Consider the following 19,379-nt stretch of genomic DNA (forward strand, 5'->3'; position numbering starts at 1 on the left):
TGATAAACGATTTTACATAGAAGGACGGGAAAAAATGGACTTTAAACCGCTTGCTTCATTTATTGACCGCATTACATCCTGGCGTGTACCGTGGGCAGAGGTGCTGGTGATGCATCGAAATGATACCGTTTTCCATTATCGTAATGGATACGCCAATCTGGAAGAGAAAACACCTATCGGTGATGGAGCGATCTTCAATCTATACTCCATGACCAAAATTATGACTTGCGTGGCAGGGCTGCAACTGGTGGAGAAAGGGGCAATGCTGTTAAGCGATCCCTTGTCTGATTATCTGCCAGAGTATGCTGAGATGACGGTAAAGAAAACGATGGCGAACGGGGAGATCCGACTGGAAAAGGCGACAAGAGCCATTACAGTACGTGATTTGTTCACCATGACTGCCGGGTTCTCGTATGACGTGGGTTGTCCAAGTATTCAAGAAGCTGTAAAAAGCACCGATGGAACATTGCCAACACGCGACTTCGCGAGAGCGCTTGCGAAAGAACCGTTGCTGTTTGAACCAGGGACACACTGGAATTACAGCATGTGCCATGATGTGCTAGGAGCCTTGGTGGAAGTGGTAAGTGGCAAACGCTTTGGTACGTATCTGCGGGACGAAATCACCGGACCCCTTGGCATGAATGATACAGCGTTTAATCTGAACGATGAACAGCAGACACGCCTGATTCCACAGTATGCTTATAATGATGAGCTTGAAAAGGCTGTACGTTTGGACGGTAATGGATTCCGTGTGGGTACGGAGCTGGAAAGCGGCGGTGCAGGGTTGCTATCAACCGTTAGCGATTATGCACGTTTTCTGAACGCGCTTACTGGGCATGGTACGAGTCCACAAGGCGTGCGCATTCTGTCACAAGCTTCAGTGGAACTGATGCGAACGGACCACCTGAACGAGATGACTCGTGCTGATTATTCCTGGGATCATATGTATGGATACGGCTATGGACTGGGTGTTCGCACACATATCTCCAAAGCAGCAAGCGGCTCACTGAGTCCAATTGGCGAATTTGGATGGAGCGGCGCTGCTGGTTGTATGGCTATTATTGATCCGGATTCAGAGCTTACAGTCATGTATGCACAGCACCTGCTGAACAGTCAGGAGCCGTACGTCCAACGACGCTTACGAAATGTCGTGTATTCCTGCCTGTAAATCATATCGTATTCGAAGTTACTTGAAGAGCCGCTAAATAGTGGCTTTTTTTATGTTATATGGAACGAAATCTATTAATTAGATTGTTATTTCTTTATTAGAAAGGGTATGTTATCATTCTTAGGAAAATAGTACTAGTAGGAGGATATGCTTATTGAACATGAACCTAAATTAATTACATAGTTTGATCAAGATTACACGCTAGCAAGTACCTGTTTGAATGTTGAGATTGTGAACGATTCATAATTAGAAAAGAGCTACTAGATTTTTATTTTTTACTCAAAGGAGAGTCAACAATGATACACCCTAAACACAATGCAAAATGGGCTTCTCTGGCCGTACTTACCTTAATCGCCTATGTTCTGAGCGCATTGCTTCTGCTACCACCCAATGCTGCTGCCAAAGGAGAGCAAATCTCCGCCAAACAGCTCGAAAGTATGAGCCGGCTTTCATTTACGCTTCGTGATGCCAAACAAACGGCTTACACCGTTTATATTTTCGCTTATGATGAACAGAAGAGAACGCTGACCGAAGAAAATGGTTGGACCAACAATAAAAAAGGCGACAAGAGTTATTCAGGAACGTATCGTGCAGCCTTGCTGAAAAAAGGTGCAGTATACGGAACTGTTCAGGCAGCAAAACTGGATCTGAGTACGATTATTTTGCCTCAAACCTGGAACTTTGTTGTGAAGAGCAAAGAGGCCAGTACACCAGACATGCTGATGATCACCGATTGGGGAACTTCAAATATGAATGAAGTCAAAACGTATATAGTTCGTTCGGGTGAACTGCGTCGTGTAACGTATGTAGAGAACAATGGGAAAAAAATGGGAGACTCGTTCTACGCCATCAGGGATGGTGGGATACGTACTCTTTCAGGTGCTCGAGTACAATTTAAAAATTACAACAATATTCATTTTGTCTATGAATTCGATACATTTAAGTTGAATGTGAATAAATTGGAAATGCGGTTGGAAGATACGCGTAACCTTCGTTCAAAAGCTTGGCCGAACTCGGGTGTTGGCGATCGCGCTTACCTGAAAAGCCTGAAGGAAGCCGCTTTAAAGGGTGTGTTGCCAGGCCGGACGGACATCAAGATTGGTATGACGCTTCAAGCAATGCAAAAAAAATTAGGGAAACCCAATTCTCGTTCAAACGGGGAATGGGGAGCGTACTATTATTATTCTAAATTCGGCATCGGGTTTGATTCATACATGCACGAGCTTAGCAAGAAATCACGTATTGCGGTTATCCAGCTGTACAATGAAAAGCAGTATCTCTCACCATGGAATGTGAAACGATGGATGGGAAAACCCACCTCGGAATATTATAATGAAGTTGTTGGTGGTTATGAGATGGAATATGAGCTGGGTAAGCACACTATAGTTTTTAATTATTTGGAAGAAGAAGACTTAATTGACTTTACGAATATATATTAAGGTATAACATCGTAAAGAAATGAAGCATAGCTTAATCACATTTACAAAAAAAGCCGCTGATTAGCGGCTTTTTTTGTTATCCATGGAAGTGGACGCGTAGTCTATTTCATTGGAGTGTTATTAGAGCTTTGCACAGAACGTACACGATTGACTAAATAAATGCCGACTGACACGAACAGTAATGCGACCAGATTTTTCAGCTCCAAGATCGTTTCCCCCAGAAATAACGCTGATAATAAAGCTCCAAACACAGGGATAAGGAAGTTGTAGACAGACACTCTTCCGACCTTGTTGTACTTGAGAAGCATATTCCATAGACAAAATGCGACAGATGACAGCAAAGCCAGGTAGATTAAGTTACTGGTGGATTCCAGGGTGAAATGGGTGACTCGACCCCCGAGTGATAGACCTAACAGCGTAAGTACCAGTCCCCCGACGAATAAGCTGACACCTGTTATGATCAGAACATCGATGGTGGCGGTGAGACGTTTTGCGTAAAGGGCTGTAACGGAAAAAACAAGTGCCGCTATAATAACGAATCCTTCCCCTGTGAATGAAAAGGAAAAAGCAAGCAGATCCGTATGGAAGTTTACGATGATTACACCAACGAATCCAAGCAAGCAACCAACGATTTTATTTCTGCTTAATTTGTCGTTTTTATAGATGAAATGGGCCAGAACAACACTGAAAAAGGTTGTAGTAGCGTTCATAATGGAGCCTTTGACACCCGTTGTATTGGCTACGCCGACGTAGAAAAACATATATTGCAAACCCGTTTGCAATATACCTAGCATGATGAGGCTGGTCCACTGCGGCTTGGATAATTGGAGCTTCTCTTTTCTAACGATACGAGACAGGAGCAAGAGCAGCAAGCCCGCCAGTGTAAACCGGTATCCGGCAAATACATACTTGGAAGCAATATCTTCTGGCAGAATGTTAAACGCGATATATCCAAGTTTGATGGATGGATACGCACTTCCCCATAACAAGCAACAAAGGCTTGCCACGAGCATGACAAAAATGGGATCACTAAATTTACTCGGTTTCTCAAGGGTATTTCTCTCTATCACTTTCGATCTTCTCCTCACATTTCATGTACATATGTATGTATGAATCTATTAATATCCTCACTGACCATATCACATATCGCTAATCTTTGTAATGATAATTAATAAACCGCTCCTCAGTTGATAAGAATATCAAGAAGGAACGGTTCATGAGGAGTCTTGTTATAGATTCCTTTCTAGTAAAATCCCTACTTGTTCTGCGACAATATGAGGTTGCCGGGGTAATCCATTCGTGAAATAGGATTCCACGATACCCACGATTGCTGTACCAAAGAACGTGAGAATCACTTCTTTTGTTAGTCCTTTATTTTTCCCCTCCGTCACATTCACCTCATCTTCTAGTTCTTCAATGACAAGAGCCAGGAAGCGATTGCGGAAAAAAGGGGCTCCTTTACTCAGTAACATAGCCGAGAAAAATGAATAGTGAACTTCAAAATATTCGAACCAAAGTACATTGCTTTCTATAAAATCCAGATCGGATGCTTCTTTGCACAATCTTCGTAGTTCATCGATATGTTCTTCAATTAATTTATCCAGCAAGTCAAATTTGTCCGAATAGTGATGGTATATCGTTCTGCGGCCGACATTTGCATGATCAGAGATATCTTGCATCGTAATGGTATCAAAAGGTTTCTCGTTCATGAGTTTGATAAAAGCGGATTTGATCGCTTCCTGAGACTTAAGTGTTCTTCGATCTGTGACAGAAACGATAGTAATCACCATTCTTTCCAGAGAGTAATTGCACAAATGTTGTTCCTTTGCGCCATAAGGCACAGATCGGGTTCATTTGATCCTTGCAGAGGCAGTGCAATTATTTTATATTATACACAAATGTGCGATATCGCACGTATGTGTGTAATCATATTTAGGTCAACATAGGAGCAGGAAGCATTAATCAATAAGATCACATTGGAGGAAATGAAATGGCTAAACATGAAGAAGTTAAAGGTGGAGTGATATTCCCGGTAGGAGAAAAAAACGAAGCATTTTCCCAATATTTCATAGGGCAAAGTTATCTCCAATCCTTGGTTGCTGATCCCAAAGTGAATGTGGGTGTTGGGAATGTTACGTTTGAACCGGGATGCAGAAATAACTGGCATATCCATCGCGGTGGATTTCAGCTGTTGTTAGTGACTGGTGGGGAAGGTTGGTATCAGGAAGAAGGAAAACCTGCTCAATTCCTCAAAGTCGGCGATGTTATTGTGACTCATGATGGTGTGAAACACTGGCATGGGGCCGCCAAAGATAGTTGGTTTGAACACATTGCGATCACTGCAGGTACACCGGAATGGTTGGAACCTGTTACAGATGAAGTTTATGGGGAGTTATAAAATAAACGCTATGAATTGATTTATTCGAAAATGTTACTGTTTAATTTGTTAAATTAAAGGCTAATTAAGTTCAGGAGATTGCTGATTCTTATGTTGATCTGGGTGCCATCACTCTGAGTTTAATCGAGTGATGGCCTCTTTGCGTCTATGAAGTATCGTCCTCACTTGCAGGAAGAAGCCATGATATAGATGAATTCCAGTGCACTTTATGTATACTTGGAGAAATTTCCAGAATGAAAACGCTTGTCAAATTGAAAATAATATGATAATTTAATGTCTGTAACCGGTTACACATAGAGGAGAGCAACTTATGACAACAATTAAAGACGTAGCTCAACTGGCTGGCGTATCTGTAGCCACCGTATCCAGGGTCATTAATGATAGAGGTTATGTTCATGCGGACACACGCAAAAAAGTGGAAGATGCTGTGAAGGCGCTTAACTTTTCGCCAAATGAAGTGGCTCGCTCATTATATAAGCGTAAATCCAAACTGATTGGCCTGTTGTTGCCGGATATTACGAACCCTTACTTCCCGCAGTTGGCCCGCGGCGTAGAGGACCGGATGCAGGAGCAGGATTACAGACTGATATTTGGAAATAGTGATGAGGATGAACGGAAGGAGCAGGATTACATCCAGACGTTTATCCAGAACAACGTGGTCGGTGTGATCTCTTCAACGAACTACCCTCATTCTTCAATATATGAAAAACTGAAGATTCCCGTGGTGTTTCTGGACAGAACTTCACTGGATCGTCCATCCGTGTATGCGGATGGCAGGGAAGGTGGAAGACTAGCGGCAAGGGAGATTATCAAACGCGGCAGTCGCCGGATCACAGTTATGCAGGGACCGTCACAGATCAGACCCGCTCAGGATCGTTTTGAAGGGGCGATTGAAATCATCCGTGATGCTGGGTTAGACTACCGGGTAATCCAGACGACCTCATTTTCAATTAACGAGGCAGGTGTATGGGCTGAAGAATTATTCAGGAAGTATGCGGACACAGACGGGGTCATTGCCAGCAATGACATCGCAGCCATGGCAGTACTGCATGAGGCATCACGAATCGGGAGAAAGGTTCCTGATGACGTACAAGTGATTGGTTTCGATGATATTCCGATGAGCAGCCTGTTATCGCCGGCATTGTCCACCATCCGTCAGCCAGCATACGAGATGGGAAGAGAAGCGGCGGGATTACTTATCCAGCTTGTGGAACAAGCTGCAATAGAGAATAAAAACATACAGTTGCCCGTGAGTTTCATCGAACGGGGCACTACGAGAAAGGTGAGATCAGATGGCTAAAATATGTGTAATTGGAAGCAGTTCAATGGATCTGGTTGTTACTTCGTCAAGACGGCCGGGGGCGGGTGAAACCGTTCTTGGCGATAGCTTCAAAACGGTTCCTGGTGGCAAAGGAGCCAATCAGGCTGTTGCCGCTGCACGACTGGGTGCCGAGGTTGCGATGATCGGCCGGGTAGGCGACGATGCTTTTGGCAAAGATATTGTAGAGAACTTTAGAGCAAATGCTGTAAATACGCAAAATGTGAAACCGGTTACACATTTAGAAAGTGGTACGGCTCATATCATTCTGGCAGAAGGTGATAATAGTATCGTAGTGGTTGAAGCGGCGAATCGGGAAGTCACTCCTGCATATGTCGATGAAGCAGCTGAAGTGATCCGCGATGCAGATATCGTATTAATTCAGCAGGAAATTCCGGAGGAAACGGTTGTGCATGTGAGTGCATTGTGTGCAGAATTCGGAACACCGCTGCTGCTTAATCCCGCACCGGCGAGAACATTGCCGCAAGAAGTGATCGACAACGCTGCATATATCACACCGAACGAGCATGAAGCCGAGATTTTGTTTCAGGGCATGAGTCCGGCACAGGCATTACGTCAGTATCCAAACAAGTTGTTCATCACGGAGGGCAGTAAAGGTGTACGGTACTTTGATGGCACTGACGAAATTCTAGTCCCAACTTATAAAGTTGAGGCTGTTGATACTACGGGGGCAGGGGATACGTTCAACGCCGCATTTGCAGTTGCTTTGGCTGAAGGAAAAGCGTTGCAAGAGAGTATACGCTTCGCCAATCGGGCTGCATCGTTGTCCGTCACCAAGTTCGGAGCGCAGGGCGGCATGCCGACGCGTGATGAAGTAGAGGAGAGCTTGTAATGAAAAGAAATGGCATGTTGAATAGTCACATTTCCAAGATTTTGTCTGATCTGGGCCATACGGACATGATTGCGATTGCGGATGCAGGTCTGCCGGTACCGGACGGGGTACTCAAAATTGATCTGGCCCTTAAACTGGGAACACCAAGTTTTTGCGAAGTGGTGGAAGCGATCGCTGAAGATATGGTCATTGAGAAAGTCATTGTGGCTGAAGAGATTTGCGAAGGCAATCCCGTAGCTATGCAATTCATCACAGAGAAATTCGGGGTAGAAGCAATTGATGCTTCCGTCAGCCATGAACAATTCAAAGCATTAACTCGGCAGGTGAAAGCGGTCATCCGCACAGGTGAAGCCACACCCTATGCCAATTGCATTTTACAATCGGGAGTCCATTTCGGTTAAAAGGAGGTTGCGTAATGCACATTCAGATGCAAGACATTCATAAAGCGTTTGGAACGAATCAGGTGCTGAGCGGAGTGGATTTTGAACTAAAGGATGGTGAAGTTCATGCCCTGATGGGGGAGAATGGAGCCGGCAAATCCACACTGATGAATATTCTGATTGGTCTTCATCAGCGTGATCAGGGAACCATTACCATAGACGGAGAAGAAAACTATTTTGCAAGTCCGAAGGAAGCCGAGAAACTGGGTCTCACATTCATACATCAGGAGCTGAATGTATGGCCTGAAATGACGGTGCTGGATAATCTCTTTATTGGTAAGGAACTGACATCATCGTTCGGATTGCTCAATACAAGACAAATGAAAGCGCTTGCCAAAGAACAGTTCGCCAAGCTTTCCGTAGACATACCACTGGAACGTCCTGCGGGAGAGTGCTCTGTCGGGCAGCAACAGATGATCGAGATTGCCAAAGCGCTAATGACAGATGCCAAGGTCATCATTATGGATGAGCCAACAGCAGCACTTACGGAGCGTGAGATCCAGAAGCTGTTTGGTGTAATCAGCTCGCTGAAGAAGGAAGGCGTATCCATCGTCTATATTTCTCACCGAATGGAGGAGATATTCACGATCTGTGACCGGATTACCATCATGCGTGACGGAAGAACGGTAGACACACAAGCTATTCCGCAGACAAGCTTTGATGAAGTGGTGCGGAAAATGGTAGGTCGTGAACTAACCGAGCGTTATCCTGTCCGGAATCCTTCTTATGGTGAAGTTGTCCTCGAAGTAAGGAATGCAAGCAGCAAAGGTCTATTCGAGAATATTAACTTCACCGTGAGAGCGGGGGAAATACTCGGTTTCTCTGGACTCATGGGTTCTGGACGAACAGAGATCATGAGAACCATCTTTGGTTTGGATACGTTGGATAGCGGTGAAATCTTCATCCGCGGCAAAAAAGCGAACATTCGTAAACCGGCAGATGCAGTGAAACATGGAATCGGGTTTATTACAGAAGACCGCAAGGATGAGGGGCTGGTATTAGACTTCTCTATTCGCGAGAATATGGCGTTGCCAAATCTGTTCAGTTTCTCAAGCAAAGGTTTCATCTCAACTTCAAAAGAACAAGACTTCGTAGATACACTGATCAAACGTCTACAGATCAAAACGCAATCCTCCGAGACGGCGGCAAGGAATCTATCCGGGGGTAACCAGCAGAAGGTGGTTATCGCGAAATGGGTTGGTATCGGACCAAGCGTACTTATCCTGGATGAACCTACCCGCGGAGTGGATGTCGGGGCGAAGCGCGAAATCTATGAATTGATGAATGAACTGACTGACCGCGGCGTTGCAATCATCATGGTATCGTCGGAGCTGCCTGAAGTGCTTGGCATGAGCGACCGGATCGCGGTTGTGCATGAGGGACACATCAGTGGCGAGGTTGCAAGGGAAGTAGCAACACAAGAACACATTATGACATTGGCCACAGGGGGACAGTGATATGACAACAATGCAGGAAAACAAAACGGCTAAAAGCGGATTCCGTTTCTCAAACGTGATACAAAAATTGGGACCGCTGCTTGGCTTAATCATTCTTATTCTCATCGTATCGGTGTTGAATCCAAGTTTCTTGGAACCGCTCAATATCTTGAATTTATTGCGTCAAGTCTCGATTAATGCGCTGATTGCTTTTGGTATGACGTTTGTTATCCTGACGGGTGGAATTGATCTGTCGGTCGGCTCAATCCTGGCTTTATCCAGTGCTTTTGTAGCAAATATGATGTTGTCTGGTCTCGATCCGATCTTGTCCATCATTATTGGTGTAGCACTCGGTGGTGTCATGGGTATGGTGAACGGACTAATGATTACCAAAGGCAGAATGGCTCCGTTTATCGCTACATTGGCAACCATGACGATATTCAGAGGACTGACATTGGTGTACACCAATGGTAATCCAATTACAGGGCTCGGGGATAACCTGTTGTTCCAACTGTTTGGCCGCGGTTACCTGCTGGGCATTCCGGTACCTGCAATCACGATGCTGATTACCTTCATGATTCTGTGGATTGTTTTGCATAAAACGGCTTTTGGTCGTAAAACGTACGCCATCGGCGGTAATGAGAAAGCTTCCATTATCTCGGGTATCAAAGTTAATCGCGTGAAAATTATGATCTACTCCCTGACAGGTATGCTCGCTGCTCTGGCAGGTGCAATTCTGACATCGCGTTTGAATTCAGCGCAACCAACGGCAGGTACATCCTACGAGCTGGATGCAATCGCAGCAGTTGTATTGGGTGGTACAAGTCTTGCTGGAGGACGCGGACGCATCGTTGGTACACTGATCGGTGTTCTGATTATCGGCGTGTTGAATAATGGATTGAACTTGCTTGAAGTAAACTCATTTTATCAAATGGTTGTAAAAGGTATCGTCATTGCCATTGCTGTCCTGCTGGACCGCAAGAAAACAGCATAAGGAGAGAAGCGAATATGAAAAAGTGGACTGTAACACTCATAAGTATGCTGATGATCATCGTTCTGGCCGGGTGCTCTCTGGAGCCACCGGAATGGGCGAAACCTAACCCAAACAAAAGTAACGGACAGAAGAAAATAGGTTTGTCGATATCTACACTAAACAATCCATTCTTTGTATCACTGAAGGACGGGGTAATGGCTGAAGCCAAAAAACAGGGAATACAGGTCATCGTGGTGGATGCGCAGAACGATTCGGCGAAACAAACCAATGATGTGGATGATCTCATTCAGCAAGGTGTTAGTGCACTTCTGATTAACCCCGCGGACTCTGCAGCGATCTCCACAGCGGTTCAATCCGCTAATAGTGTGGGCATTCCTGTGATCACGCTGGATCGCTCCGCAGATAAAGGCGAAGTGGCGGCACTAGTGGCATCTGATAACGTTAAAGGTGGACGCATGGCAGCTGAATATTTTGTGGAACAACTGGGTGAGGGAGCAAAAGTCATTGAACTTGAAGGTGTGCCTGGTGCTTCGGCAACAAGAGAACGGGGGAAAGGTTTCCATGAAGTGGCCGACAAGCAACTCGATGTGGTTTCCAAACAATCTGCTGATTTCGATCGGTCCAAAGGATTGAATGTCATGGAGAACCTGCTTCAGGGTAATCCTGACGTGCAGGCGGTATTTGCCCATAATGATGAGATGGCACTTGGTGCGATTGAAGCGATTCAAAGCTCAGGTAAAGACATTCCGGTCATCGGATTCGACGGCAATGATGATGCAATCAAATCCATTAAGGATGGGAAATTGACGGCAACAGTTGCTCAGCAGCCTGTACTGATTGGCCAACTGGCGTTGCAAGCAGCTCTGGATGTGCTCAGTGGCAAGCAGGTGGAGTCATCGATTCCCGCTGAATTGAAGCTGGTAACGAAGGAAAATGTGAATGAGTAAATCATCATAAAACATGTATCTTCTTGGACATGAACATAGAACTAAACCAAGCCGCTAATTTAGCGGCTTTTTTCATTTTGGAAGAAGCGTGCGGGCATCACATCAATCAGATTATTGACTTTATAAAAGCATATTAAAGGAACCCCAATTGAATTAATGTCTACTTTGTCGTTTTGGACTGTTCCAGAATAGCATTTTTGGATATGTATATCCAATCCATGCGTTGCTATACTAGCATGACGTTCCACACAGTCTTCACAATACATAAGGAGGAGCTAATCTCATTGATTCATTCCTGTTCGGAATAGAAAGAAGGTGGCTTACATGAAACATCTAGTAGAAGAAAATCTTCAAGCTGTAAGACAGCAAATGGCATTGGCCTGCCAGGCTTCAGGTCGCAACATAGAGGACATCAAGTTGTTGCTCGCAACCAAAACGGTACCGCTAGAGAAATTACAAATAGCTATTCAAGCAGGTGAGGTCCTGTTTGGAGAGAACAAAGCTCAAGAACTCCGAGACAAATTCCCACTCATGGAACAAAGCAAGCAGGTGGAATGGCATTTTATCGGACATCTGCAAACAAATAAAGTAAAGGACGTAGTTAAATATGTTACTCTCATCCATTCCGTAGATCGTCTGAAACTGGGTCAAGCGTTACATAACCAGCTTCTCAAAGAGAATAAGACCTTAGACATTCTTGTGCAAATTAATACGTCCTACGAAGAAAGTAAATTTGGTGCCTCTCCAGAAACAGCCGTTGAGCTTGTAGAACAGTTGTCTCAATTCGAGACATTAAACGTGAAAGGTTTAATGACCATTGGAAAACTGAATGCGACAAACGAAGAAACACGACATTGTTTTCGATTGTTAAACCAGATCCGTACACAGATTAAAGAGAAAAATATTCCACGCGTAGAAATGGATATTTTATCGATGGGTATGTCTGGTGACTTCCAAGTCGCCATCGAAGAAGGAGCTACAATGATTCGTGTAGGGACAAGTGTATTTGGTCAACGCTATTTACCGGACGAGTATTACTGGAATGAAAACACACGCATCGATGATTAAGTGAGAGGTAGTGTTAAATATGAAGACAGCATCCCCTTCGTTACGCGGCCGTGATTTGATATCTCCGGTGATCGCCGCTTTAATATCCGTAATTGTTAATTACGGGGGTACGTTTATCCTTGTTTTTCAAGCTGCAAAAGTGGCTGGTTTAAGCCCGGAAATGACCACTTCCTGGATTTGGTCCATCTCGATTGGGGTAGGCGTAACGGGAATTTGGCTCAGTTATCGATATAAGGAACCGATTATTACAGCCTGGTCTACACCGGGTGTTGCGTTTCTCGTTTCAGCATTAGCGGTAACCCCTTATCCAGAAGCTATTGGCGCTTACATGATTTCAGCAGTCGGATTTATTATTTTAGGTTTGTCAGGCATGTTTGAACGTTTCGTTCGACTTATTCCCCCAGGCATCGCTTCCGGATTGTTAGCCGGTATTTTACTACAGTTTGGTATTTCGGCCTTTGGAGGGGCGAAGGTAGATCCTTTGCTTGTGATTGTACTGTTTGCAGGCTATATCGTGCTAAGAAGGTTTACTTCCCGTTACGCCATTGTTGGCATATTGGCAATAGGTTTGATTTATTTGATATGCATGGGGAAAACAGACTTCAGTACAATCCAATTGGCTGTAGCATCGCCTGTATTTGTTGTTCCAGCGTTTTCGTTAAACGCCTTACTTGGCGTTGCGCTACCGCTGTTCATTATTACCTTGACAGGGCAGTATATGCCCGGAATGCTTGTTCTGCGTAATGATGGATTCAAGACAAGTGCCAATCCTATTTTAGCTGTAACAGGTTTGGGTTCGCTTCTTGCAGCCCCATTCGGATCACATGCTTTTAATGTGGCAGCTATTACAGCAGCGATTTGTACAGGAAAGGATGCACATGAGGATTCAACCAAACGTTATATTGCAGGTATTGCTTGTGGTGTTTTTTATATTTTTGTCGGCATTTTTGGCGTAACATTGGCTGCTCTGTTTTTGATTCTTCCTGCTACCTTTATTGCAACATTAGCGGGATTAGCCTTACTTGGAACGATCGGTGGCAGTCTTGCCAATGCATTAACGGACCCTAAGGGACGTGAAACTGCATTGATTACGTTTTTGGCGACAGCAGCGAATGTGACTTTGCTTGGTGTGGGTGGTGCATTTTGGGGACTGTTTGCAGGAATGATGGCACATCTACTGATGAATAGTAAATTTCCCAAAAAACAACTTGGAACGAATAAATAACCGTAATATGGAGAGGAAGATGTTCATGAAACATTTGGAGAAGCAAGATAAAGTAATAGGAATGGCTGTCCAGCAAGAGCTTGGAAGGCAGCGGGATAAGATAGAACTGATTGCATCAGAGAATTTTGTAAGTCAAGCTGTGATGGAAGCAACAGGTTCGGTATTGACCAATAAATATGCGGAGGGGTATCCGGGCAGAAGATATTATGGCGGGTGTGAGCATGTCGATACAGTCGAAGAGATAGCAAATAGCCGCCTTAAAGCACTTTTTGGCGCTGAACATACGAATGTGCAGCCTCACTCCGGTTCTCAGGCCAACATGGCAGTATATTTTGCCTCGGTTGAGATTGGGGACACAATACTTGGCATGAATCTATCCCAGGGTGGTCATCTAACACACGGAAGTACTGTTAATTTTTCAGGTAGGTTTTACAATTTTGTTTCATATGGTGTCGATGCACAGACGGGCCGCATTGACTTTGACGAAGTACGTAAACTTGCTTATAAGTATCGTCCACGCATGATTGTTGCAGGTGGAAGTGCATACCCGCGGACCATTGAGTTTGAATTATTTGCCCAGATTGCCGCCGAAGTGGGAGCTCTTTTCTTTGTAGATATGGCGCATATAGCAGGAATTGTTGCGGCAGGTTTGCATCCTAACCCGGTACCACATGCCCATTTTGTTTCAACCACCACACACAAGACCTTACGAGGACCACGAGGGGGAGCCATTTTGTGCCGGGAGTCCTGGGCAAAGGCGATCGACAAAGCTGTATTCCCGGGGACTCAGGGCGGGCCATTCATGCACGTTATCGCGGGGAAAGCGGTGGCATTAGGCGAGGCATTGCAAACCGAGTTCACAACATATATTGAAGGTGTTCTGAATAACTCCAACGTATTGGCAGAAACTTTAATGAATGAAGGACTTACCCTTGTATCGGGAGGAACAGATAATCATATCGTGTTGGTTGACTTACGAACTATGGGCCTTACAGGCAAAGAAGCCGAAGCTTTACTGGATGAAGTAGGGATTACGGCGAATAAAAATGCAATTCCTCACGATACGGCAAGTCCTTTGGTTACAAGCGGTATTCGTTTTGGAACTCCGGCTATGACTTCAAGAGGGCTTGGAGCCAGGGAAATGAAAGAAATTGCTCAGCTGATAGGGCTTGCTTTTAAAAATCCAAAGAACTCGGATGTGAAAAATCAAATATTAGGTAGTGTCCGTGAAATCACTTCGCAATTTCCTCTATATGAAGGGCTTAAATAGCTCAACAGCAGACACAAATAGAGCCTGCAATTGTTCCTAATGGATAACAATTGCAGGCTCGTAATGTGCTTGTTTATATTGAAACTTAAGACAGCCCTAGTAGGCTATACCTACACGAGACTGTACATACTCATCAGACATTAATTGCTGATAAGCAAACTCCGCAGTATCGATTACAGATATAGAAGTTCCACCGTCAGGCAAATAGTCGCGCTCAACCCGGTACTTACCAAGAGATTCTCCATCAAATAAGTAGGTAGGACACACGATTGTCCATTCTAACTCTGAAGCCTTGAGAATGTTGTACATCTCCAGATGCTCTTCAGCTGCTCGCGTGGACTTACGTTTGGACTCAGGGGATTGAAAACGAAGCAAGCCAGGATCCGTTCGACTTTCCAATATTCCTGCTGTACCAACGGTAATGATTCTTTTGATACGCTCCTGAGCCATAGCCTCAACAATATGTCCCATGGATTGCGATAATGTAGTTGTTCCATCGGTACTTAAGGAACTAACAACGAGATCCACACCCTGTATGGCGTGATGAATATCCTCTTTGACTAAAGCGTTTCCTTGATGTAGAACGAAATTGTCATCACTGATTTGTACCTTTTCCGGGCTTCTAACCAGTGCAGTTACATGATGATTGGAACGTAGGGCATTAGAGACGAAATGACTTCCAACCCGTCCGGTGGCTCCTAACACTAAAATTTTCATTACAAAAAACATCCTTTCGAATCCGATTGGAGAGCATGTTCTCCATCATAATACAATCTTTGCAAGCCGATGTATGCCTTCCTCAATCTGCTCCTCATTCACTTTCGCAAAACCTAATATCCATCCTTTTCGATGACTCTCCAAGCAATATCTACTAAGCGGATACACGCGTACACCTTGATCAAGGGCAGCATTTGTCAGCGCTTCTTCGTCAAATGACGTTTCAGATTCTAGAAGCATATGTAATCCCGTTTCCACACCACTTAATGTAAATCGTGAGCCTAGCCCAGAAGCAACAATGGCTTTGGTCATGACTTCGTGTCTGCGTCGATATATGTTCCGAACTCTTCTCATATGGCGCATAAAATGACCACGCTCAATAAAATGAGTTAGCGTTAATTGTTCCATAATCGGCAGATGACGATAGGTTAATTCATGAACTTGGGTAAGGCGATCGATGGCTATTTTGGGGCCGATGATAGCGGATAGTCGAATGCCAGGTGCAACCATTTTGGAAAAACTCATCATATAAAGCGTATTCTGAGGTTGCTGACTAAATATAGTTGGAAGTGGATCTCCACGGTACCTAAATTCGCTATCGTAGTCATCCTCAACAATCCAATATCGATGATGAGCTACCAAGTGCATCAATTGTTGCCTGCGTGGCTCCGACATAATAACACCAACGGCGCATTGATGAGAAGGTGTGACAAATACGAGTTTTGTCTGTGGGTGAATATGATCTACACATAATCCATACTCATCAACTGGAACGGGATCGACTTGCATCCGGCGGTATTTCATCGCCATCCAAGCAGCAGGGAAGCCGGGATCTTCTACGGAAACTGTGTCACCCTCACTTAAGAGTGCCTGGGCAATTAAATCAATGCTATGTTGTGCACCTGAGGTTAACAAGATTTGATCAACATCGATATGAATGCCTCGTTCAAGTGATAAATAACGTTGAATCTGCTCTCTTAACGCCAATAACCCTCTGGCATCGCCATAAGCCCAAAGATCCAGATTGGGTTCAGTAGAAGCTTGTAAAAAGGATTGCCTCCAGGCTTTTGTGAAACTTTCATCCAGATAAGGCTCGTGGGGATTAAAATCAATTTCTATTTTGCGATTGTCTCTATTGCCAAACCAACTATGCAGATGACCAATCGATTCGTTTAGTGCAGGCAGATTGGGCGGAATAGGCCCTTGCATCGTGATGCCTTCTGATGAACGAGGTGCATATGTCCAATCACTAACTCTTGTCCCGGCTCGTCGGGAGGTTACCGTATACCCTCGGCTGAATAATTCCTCGTACACAATCTGTATGGTTGAGCGTGAAACACCAATTAATTGAGCAAGTTCACGTGAAGGGAGTAGCAGTTCGCCTGGTTGCCATTTCCCGGTTGTGATATTATGGATCGCTTGATCCAAAAGTTGCTGCCAGATCGGGCGTTGGTCATTCCGATTAACTTTTAGCATTGCTTCAACTCCATTACTCATGCTGAATTATGGATTGCATTTATTCATGTACTTAGCCATGTTATTGACACTCCATTGACTGATATACCATTATAGCAAAAGTTTAATTTGCAAACAAAACAAAGCTGAACGAAAGCGATTTTTACCGTGTGTCCAACCTATTTGGGTTGATCCTACTTGGTTCATACTCGATTCATATTCAAGCCACAGACAGTTCATCTTCTTCGGTTACACTACGGGAGTACAAACACAGAGATTCCCAATCCATAGACTAGACAGGAGAAGATGAGATTGACACGAAAGAAACGAACGTCTATCGCCGCCATAACTTTGGTGTGTGCAATGATGTCCCCAATGTCGGCCATGGCCACACCCGCTACCAGTAACGGTAGTAGCTCTACGTATGATCTAACTAAAAAGGCAGTAAGTGCAAAGGCCAAGGTACTCACTGAATCATACGCTACGACAAGTGTGCAGTACGCACTGATGGATGAGGGTGAGATTGTGATCTCCGGTCAGGCAGGCAAAAATGATCTGAAAAACAACATTCCGCTTTCTTCTAATACCATGTATGGCATTGGTTCAACCAGCAAAATGATGCTCACAACCGCCGTAATGAAGCTCGTTGACCAGGGCAAGATCGATCTTGATGAGCCTGTTGTGAAGTATATTCCAGACTTTAAAATGAAAGACAAGCGTTACCAACAGATTACACCACGCATGTTACTGAATCATTCATCGGGACTTCTCGGAACGTCAAGTAACAGTGCAATACTGTTTGGAGATAATGATACCTATGCACATGATACGTTACTGGAACAATTGGCGACGCAACATTTGAAGGCCGATCCTGGCGCATACTCGGTGTATAGTAATGACGGTTTTACATTAGCTGAAATTTTGGTTGAGCGTGTCAGTGGCATGGACTTCACAACTTTCATGCACCGGTACATAACCGAACCCCTTGGTATGGAGCATACCAAAACACCGCAGGATATTGTGGACTTTAGCCAGATGGCAGCAACATATGCCCCTTCGCATGAGGAGCAACTTCCATTAGAGACTACAAATATGATTGCCTCGGGAGGCATCTATTCCACCGCTGAAGATCTGGTTCAGTTCTCGAAAATCTTTACAGGTGAGGTTGAAGGTGTTCTTTCGGAGGAATCCGTAGAGGCCATGGAGCAAGAAGAATACAAGAGAGGCATGTGGCCAGAAGAAGGCGATTCGTCCATTGGTTACGGCCTGGGCTGGGACAGCGTGAACCTGTTTCCTTTTAATGATTACGGCATCCAGGCAGTAAGCAAAGGCGGCAATACAATAACCTATCATTCCTCATTGATTGTACTTCCGGAGTATAATATGGCTGCTGCCGTAACCTCTTCCGGTGGTCATAGCTCAACGGATCAATTGCTGGCAACTGAGCTGTTGCTTGGCGCGCTTGAGGAGAAGAATATCATTCCTGAGCGTAAGCCGGAGAAGTCACATGATGCACCGATGAAAACAACCATGCCGAAGGAACTTACACAGCACACAGGCATGTACGCGGGTGGGGCAAACATGTTAATGAAGATGGACGTAAAAGATGATGGGCAATTAACGTTATCTAATCTGTCGTCTCCTAACAGTCCTGATCAGACCTATACGTACACCGCTGATGGCTCATTTGTTAATGATGCGGCTACGGAAAAGCTGAAGTTCGTTCAGGAAGTCAATGGGAACACATATTTGTGGTCTCGCTCGTATCAGTCTGTTCCTGGACTTGGACAAGTTGCTTCCTCTGAATATAAGGCAGAAAAACTTGAAACCAATGAATTGTCTGCAGAAGTAAAGGCCGCATGGCAGAAACGGGAAGGCAAAGCCTACGTCTTGGTCAATGAAAAATACACATCAACACTGTACAACGCAGCGATGCCGATGATTCCCATTCATACTTTTAATGAGCTGCCGGGTTATGTCTACACGAATAAAATCGTTGGAGCTAACCAAGCTGTGAACCAATTGCAAATTCCTGGATTAGCGGGCCGTGACACGATGGAGTTTAATTTCTATGAGGAAAATGGCGTGGAATATGTTACAGCTGGAGGCAACGTTTATGCTGCTCAAGACGTCATCAAACCGATCTATGCAGGAAAACAATCGAAGACAACGATTCAGGCGAATGGTCATGCCACATGGTATTCGATTCCAGCATCAGCTGCAGGTAAAGAAATGAAGGTCAAGATGTCTGCAAACAGCGCATTTGCTGTATATAACCAAGCTGGCATAGGCATTAATCATACAGTGGTCAGTGGACAAAACGAAATTGTGTTGCCTGAGAACGGAACTATTGTATTCGCGGGTGAAGCTGGTTCGAAGTTCGAGATTGTATTGACAACGAGAGCAAATTAATAGATTATAAAAAACTGTACAATAAAAAGTCGCGGAAATCGCGGCTTTTTTTGAGTTTTAAATTTTAAATAATACGTTTTAAAGTAAATGTACCTTTTTTCAGATTCACAATGTAATATTGGGTTTCGCGAAGCTTACTTAAAGGGTAAGTATTAAAAGGACTTTTACTGGTTGGAAAAAAATGATGGAGGAAAATGTTGCAAGTGGAAAGGCAAAGCATTGATTGTTAATATACAGTA

Annotated in this window: 17 protein-coding genes; 13 read left to right on the plus strand and 4 right to left on the minus strand. The window is 44.4% G+C overall.

Annotated features, from left to right (window positions below; genetic code table 11):
* Positions 1-34: 34 nt before the first annotated feature.
* Complete coding sequence (locus MHH25_RS14750; protein WP_340020352.1) at positions 35-1,168, plus strand: serine hydrolase domain-containing protein; 1,134 nt, start codon at positions 35-37, stop codon at positions 1,166-1,168.
* Between the two features lie 296 nt (positions 1,169-1,464).
* Positions 1,465-2,607, plus strand: coding sequence for a DUF4309 domain-containing protein (locus MHH25_RS14755; protein WP_340020353.1), 1,143 nt, complete (start codon positions 1,465-1,467; stop codon positions 2,605-2,607).
* A gap of 101 nt (positions 2,608-2,708) precedes the next feature.
* Here the strand turns inward: MHH25_RS14755 and MHH25_RS14760 are convergent, their stop codons facing one another.
* Positions 2,709-3,677, minus strand: a complete 969-nt coding sequence (locus MHH25_RS14760) for a DMT family transporter (protein ID WP_340020354.1) — start codon at positions 3,675-3,677, stop codon at positions 2,709-2,711.
* Positions 3,678-3,836: 159 nt separating this feature from the next.
* Positions 3,837-4,397, minus strand: a complete 561-nt coding sequence (locus tag MHH25_RS14765) for a TetR/AcrR family transcriptional regulator (protein ID WP_340020355.1) — start codon at positions 4,395-4,397, stop codon at positions 3,837-3,839.
* A gap of 200 nt (positions 4,398-4,597) precedes the next feature.
* Here MHH25_RS14765 and MHH25_RS14770 point away from each other — a divergent pair, with 200 nt between their 5' ends.
* From MHH25_RS14770 to glyA, 10 genes are all read left to right on the plus strand, one after another.
* Entirely contained in the window at positions 4,598-5,005 is a 408-nt protein-coding gene (locus MHH25_RS14770; protein ID WP_340020356.1) for a cupin domain-containing protein, read from the plus strand.
* A gap of 310 nt (positions 5,006-5,315) precedes the next feature.
* The gene (locus tag MHH25_RS14775; protein WP_036615983.1) at positions 5,316-6,305 is read left to right on the plus strand and encodes a LacI family DNA-binding transcriptional regulator; all 990 of its coding nucleotides are present in this window, start codon (positions 5,316-5,318) and stop codon (positions 6,303-6,305) included.
* Positions 6,298-7,176 (plus strand): ribokinase, encoded by an 879-nt coding sequence (gene rbsK, locus MHH25_RS14780; RefSeq protein ID WP_036615980.1) that lies wholly within the window; start codon positions 6,298-6,300, stop codon positions 7,174-7,176. Before MHH25_RS14775 ends, rbsK begins: the two co-directional genes overlap by 8 nt.
* Entirely contained in the window at positions 7,176-7,577 is a 402-nt protein-coding gene (gene rbsD, locus MHH25_RS14785) for a D-ribose pyranase (RefSeq protein WP_101313743.1), read from the plus strand. Before rbsK ends, rbsD begins: the two co-directional genes overlap by 1 nt.
* A 14-nt stretch (positions 7,578-7,591) precedes the next feature.
* Positions 7,592-9,073, plus strand: coding sequence for a sugar ABC transporter ATP-binding protein (locus tag MHH25_RS14790; RefSeq protein ID WP_036615975.1), 1,482 nt, complete (start codon positions 7,592-7,594; stop codon positions 9,071-9,073).
* A 1-nt stretch (position 9,074) separates the two neighbouring features.
* On the plus strand, positions 9,075-10,046 hold the full coding sequence (rbsC, locus tag MHH25_RS14795; protein WP_076331134.1) for a ribose ABC transporter permease: 972 nt from the start codon (positions 9,075-9,077) through the stop codon (positions 10,044-10,046).
* A 14-nt stretch (positions 10,047-10,060) separates the two neighbouring features.
* Entirely contained in the window at positions 10,061-10,993 is a 933-nt protein-coding gene (gene rbsB, locus MHH25_RS14800) for a ribose ABC transporter substrate-binding protein RbsB (RefSeq protein ID WP_340020357.1), read from the plus strand.
* A gap of 324 nt (positions 10,994-11,317) precedes the next feature.
* On the plus strand, positions 11,318-12,061 hold the full coding sequence (locus MHH25_RS14805) for a YggS family pyridoxal phosphate-dependent enzyme (protein ID WP_076212076.1): 744 nt from the start codon (positions 11,318-11,320) through the stop codon (positions 12,059-12,061).
* Between the two features lie 19 nt (positions 12,062-12,080).
* Positions 12,081-13,286 carry a benzoate/H(+) symporter BenE family transporter gene (locus MHH25_RS14810; protein WP_340020358.1) on the plus strand — a complete coding sequence of 402 codons (1,206 nt, stop codon included), beginning with the start codon at positions 12,081-12,083 and terminating at the stop codon, positions 13,284-13,286.
* A gap of 25 nt (positions 13,287-13,311) precedes the next feature.
* The gene (gene glyA / locus MHH25_RS14815) at positions 13,312-14,556 is read left to right on the plus strand and encodes a serine hydroxymethyltransferase (RefSeq protein ID WP_340020359.1); all 1,245 of its coding nucleotides are present in this window, start codon (positions 13,312-13,314) and stop codon (positions 14,554-14,556) included.
* A gap of 96 nt (positions 14,557-14,652) precedes the next feature.
* Here glyA and MHH25_RS14820 read toward each other — a convergent pair whose 3' ends face one another.
* Positions 14,653-15,273 carry an SDR family oxidoreductase gene (locus MHH25_RS14820; protein WP_340020360.1) on the minus strand — a complete coding sequence of 207 codons (621 nt, stop codon included), beginning with the start codon at positions 15,271-15,273 and terminating at the stop codon, positions 14,653-14,655.
* Positions 15,274-15,318: 45 nt separating this feature from the next.
* Positions 15,319-16,749 (minus strand): PLP-dependent aminotransferase family protein, encoded by a 1,431-nt coding sequence (locus tag MHH25_RS14825; protein ID WP_340020361.1) that lies wholly within the window; start codon positions 16,747-16,749, stop codon positions 15,319-15,321.
* 285 nt (positions 16,750-17,034) lie between these two features.
* Between MHH25_RS14825 and MHH25_RS14830 the strand changes: the two genes are divergently transcribed.
* Positions 17,035-19,140 carry a serine hydrolase domain-containing protein gene (locus MHH25_RS14830; protein ID WP_340020362.1) on the plus strand — a complete coding sequence of 702 codons (2,106 nt, stop codon included), beginning with the start codon at positions 17,035-17,037 and terminating at the stop codon, positions 19,138-19,140.
* The last annotated feature ends 239 nt before the right edge of the window (positions 19,141-19,379 follow it).

Source organism: Paenibacillus sp. FSL H3-0457 (assembly GCF_037981725.1).
GTDB lineage: Bacteria > Bacillota > Bacilli > Paenibacillales > Paenibacillaceae > Paenibacillus > Paenibacillus amylolyticus.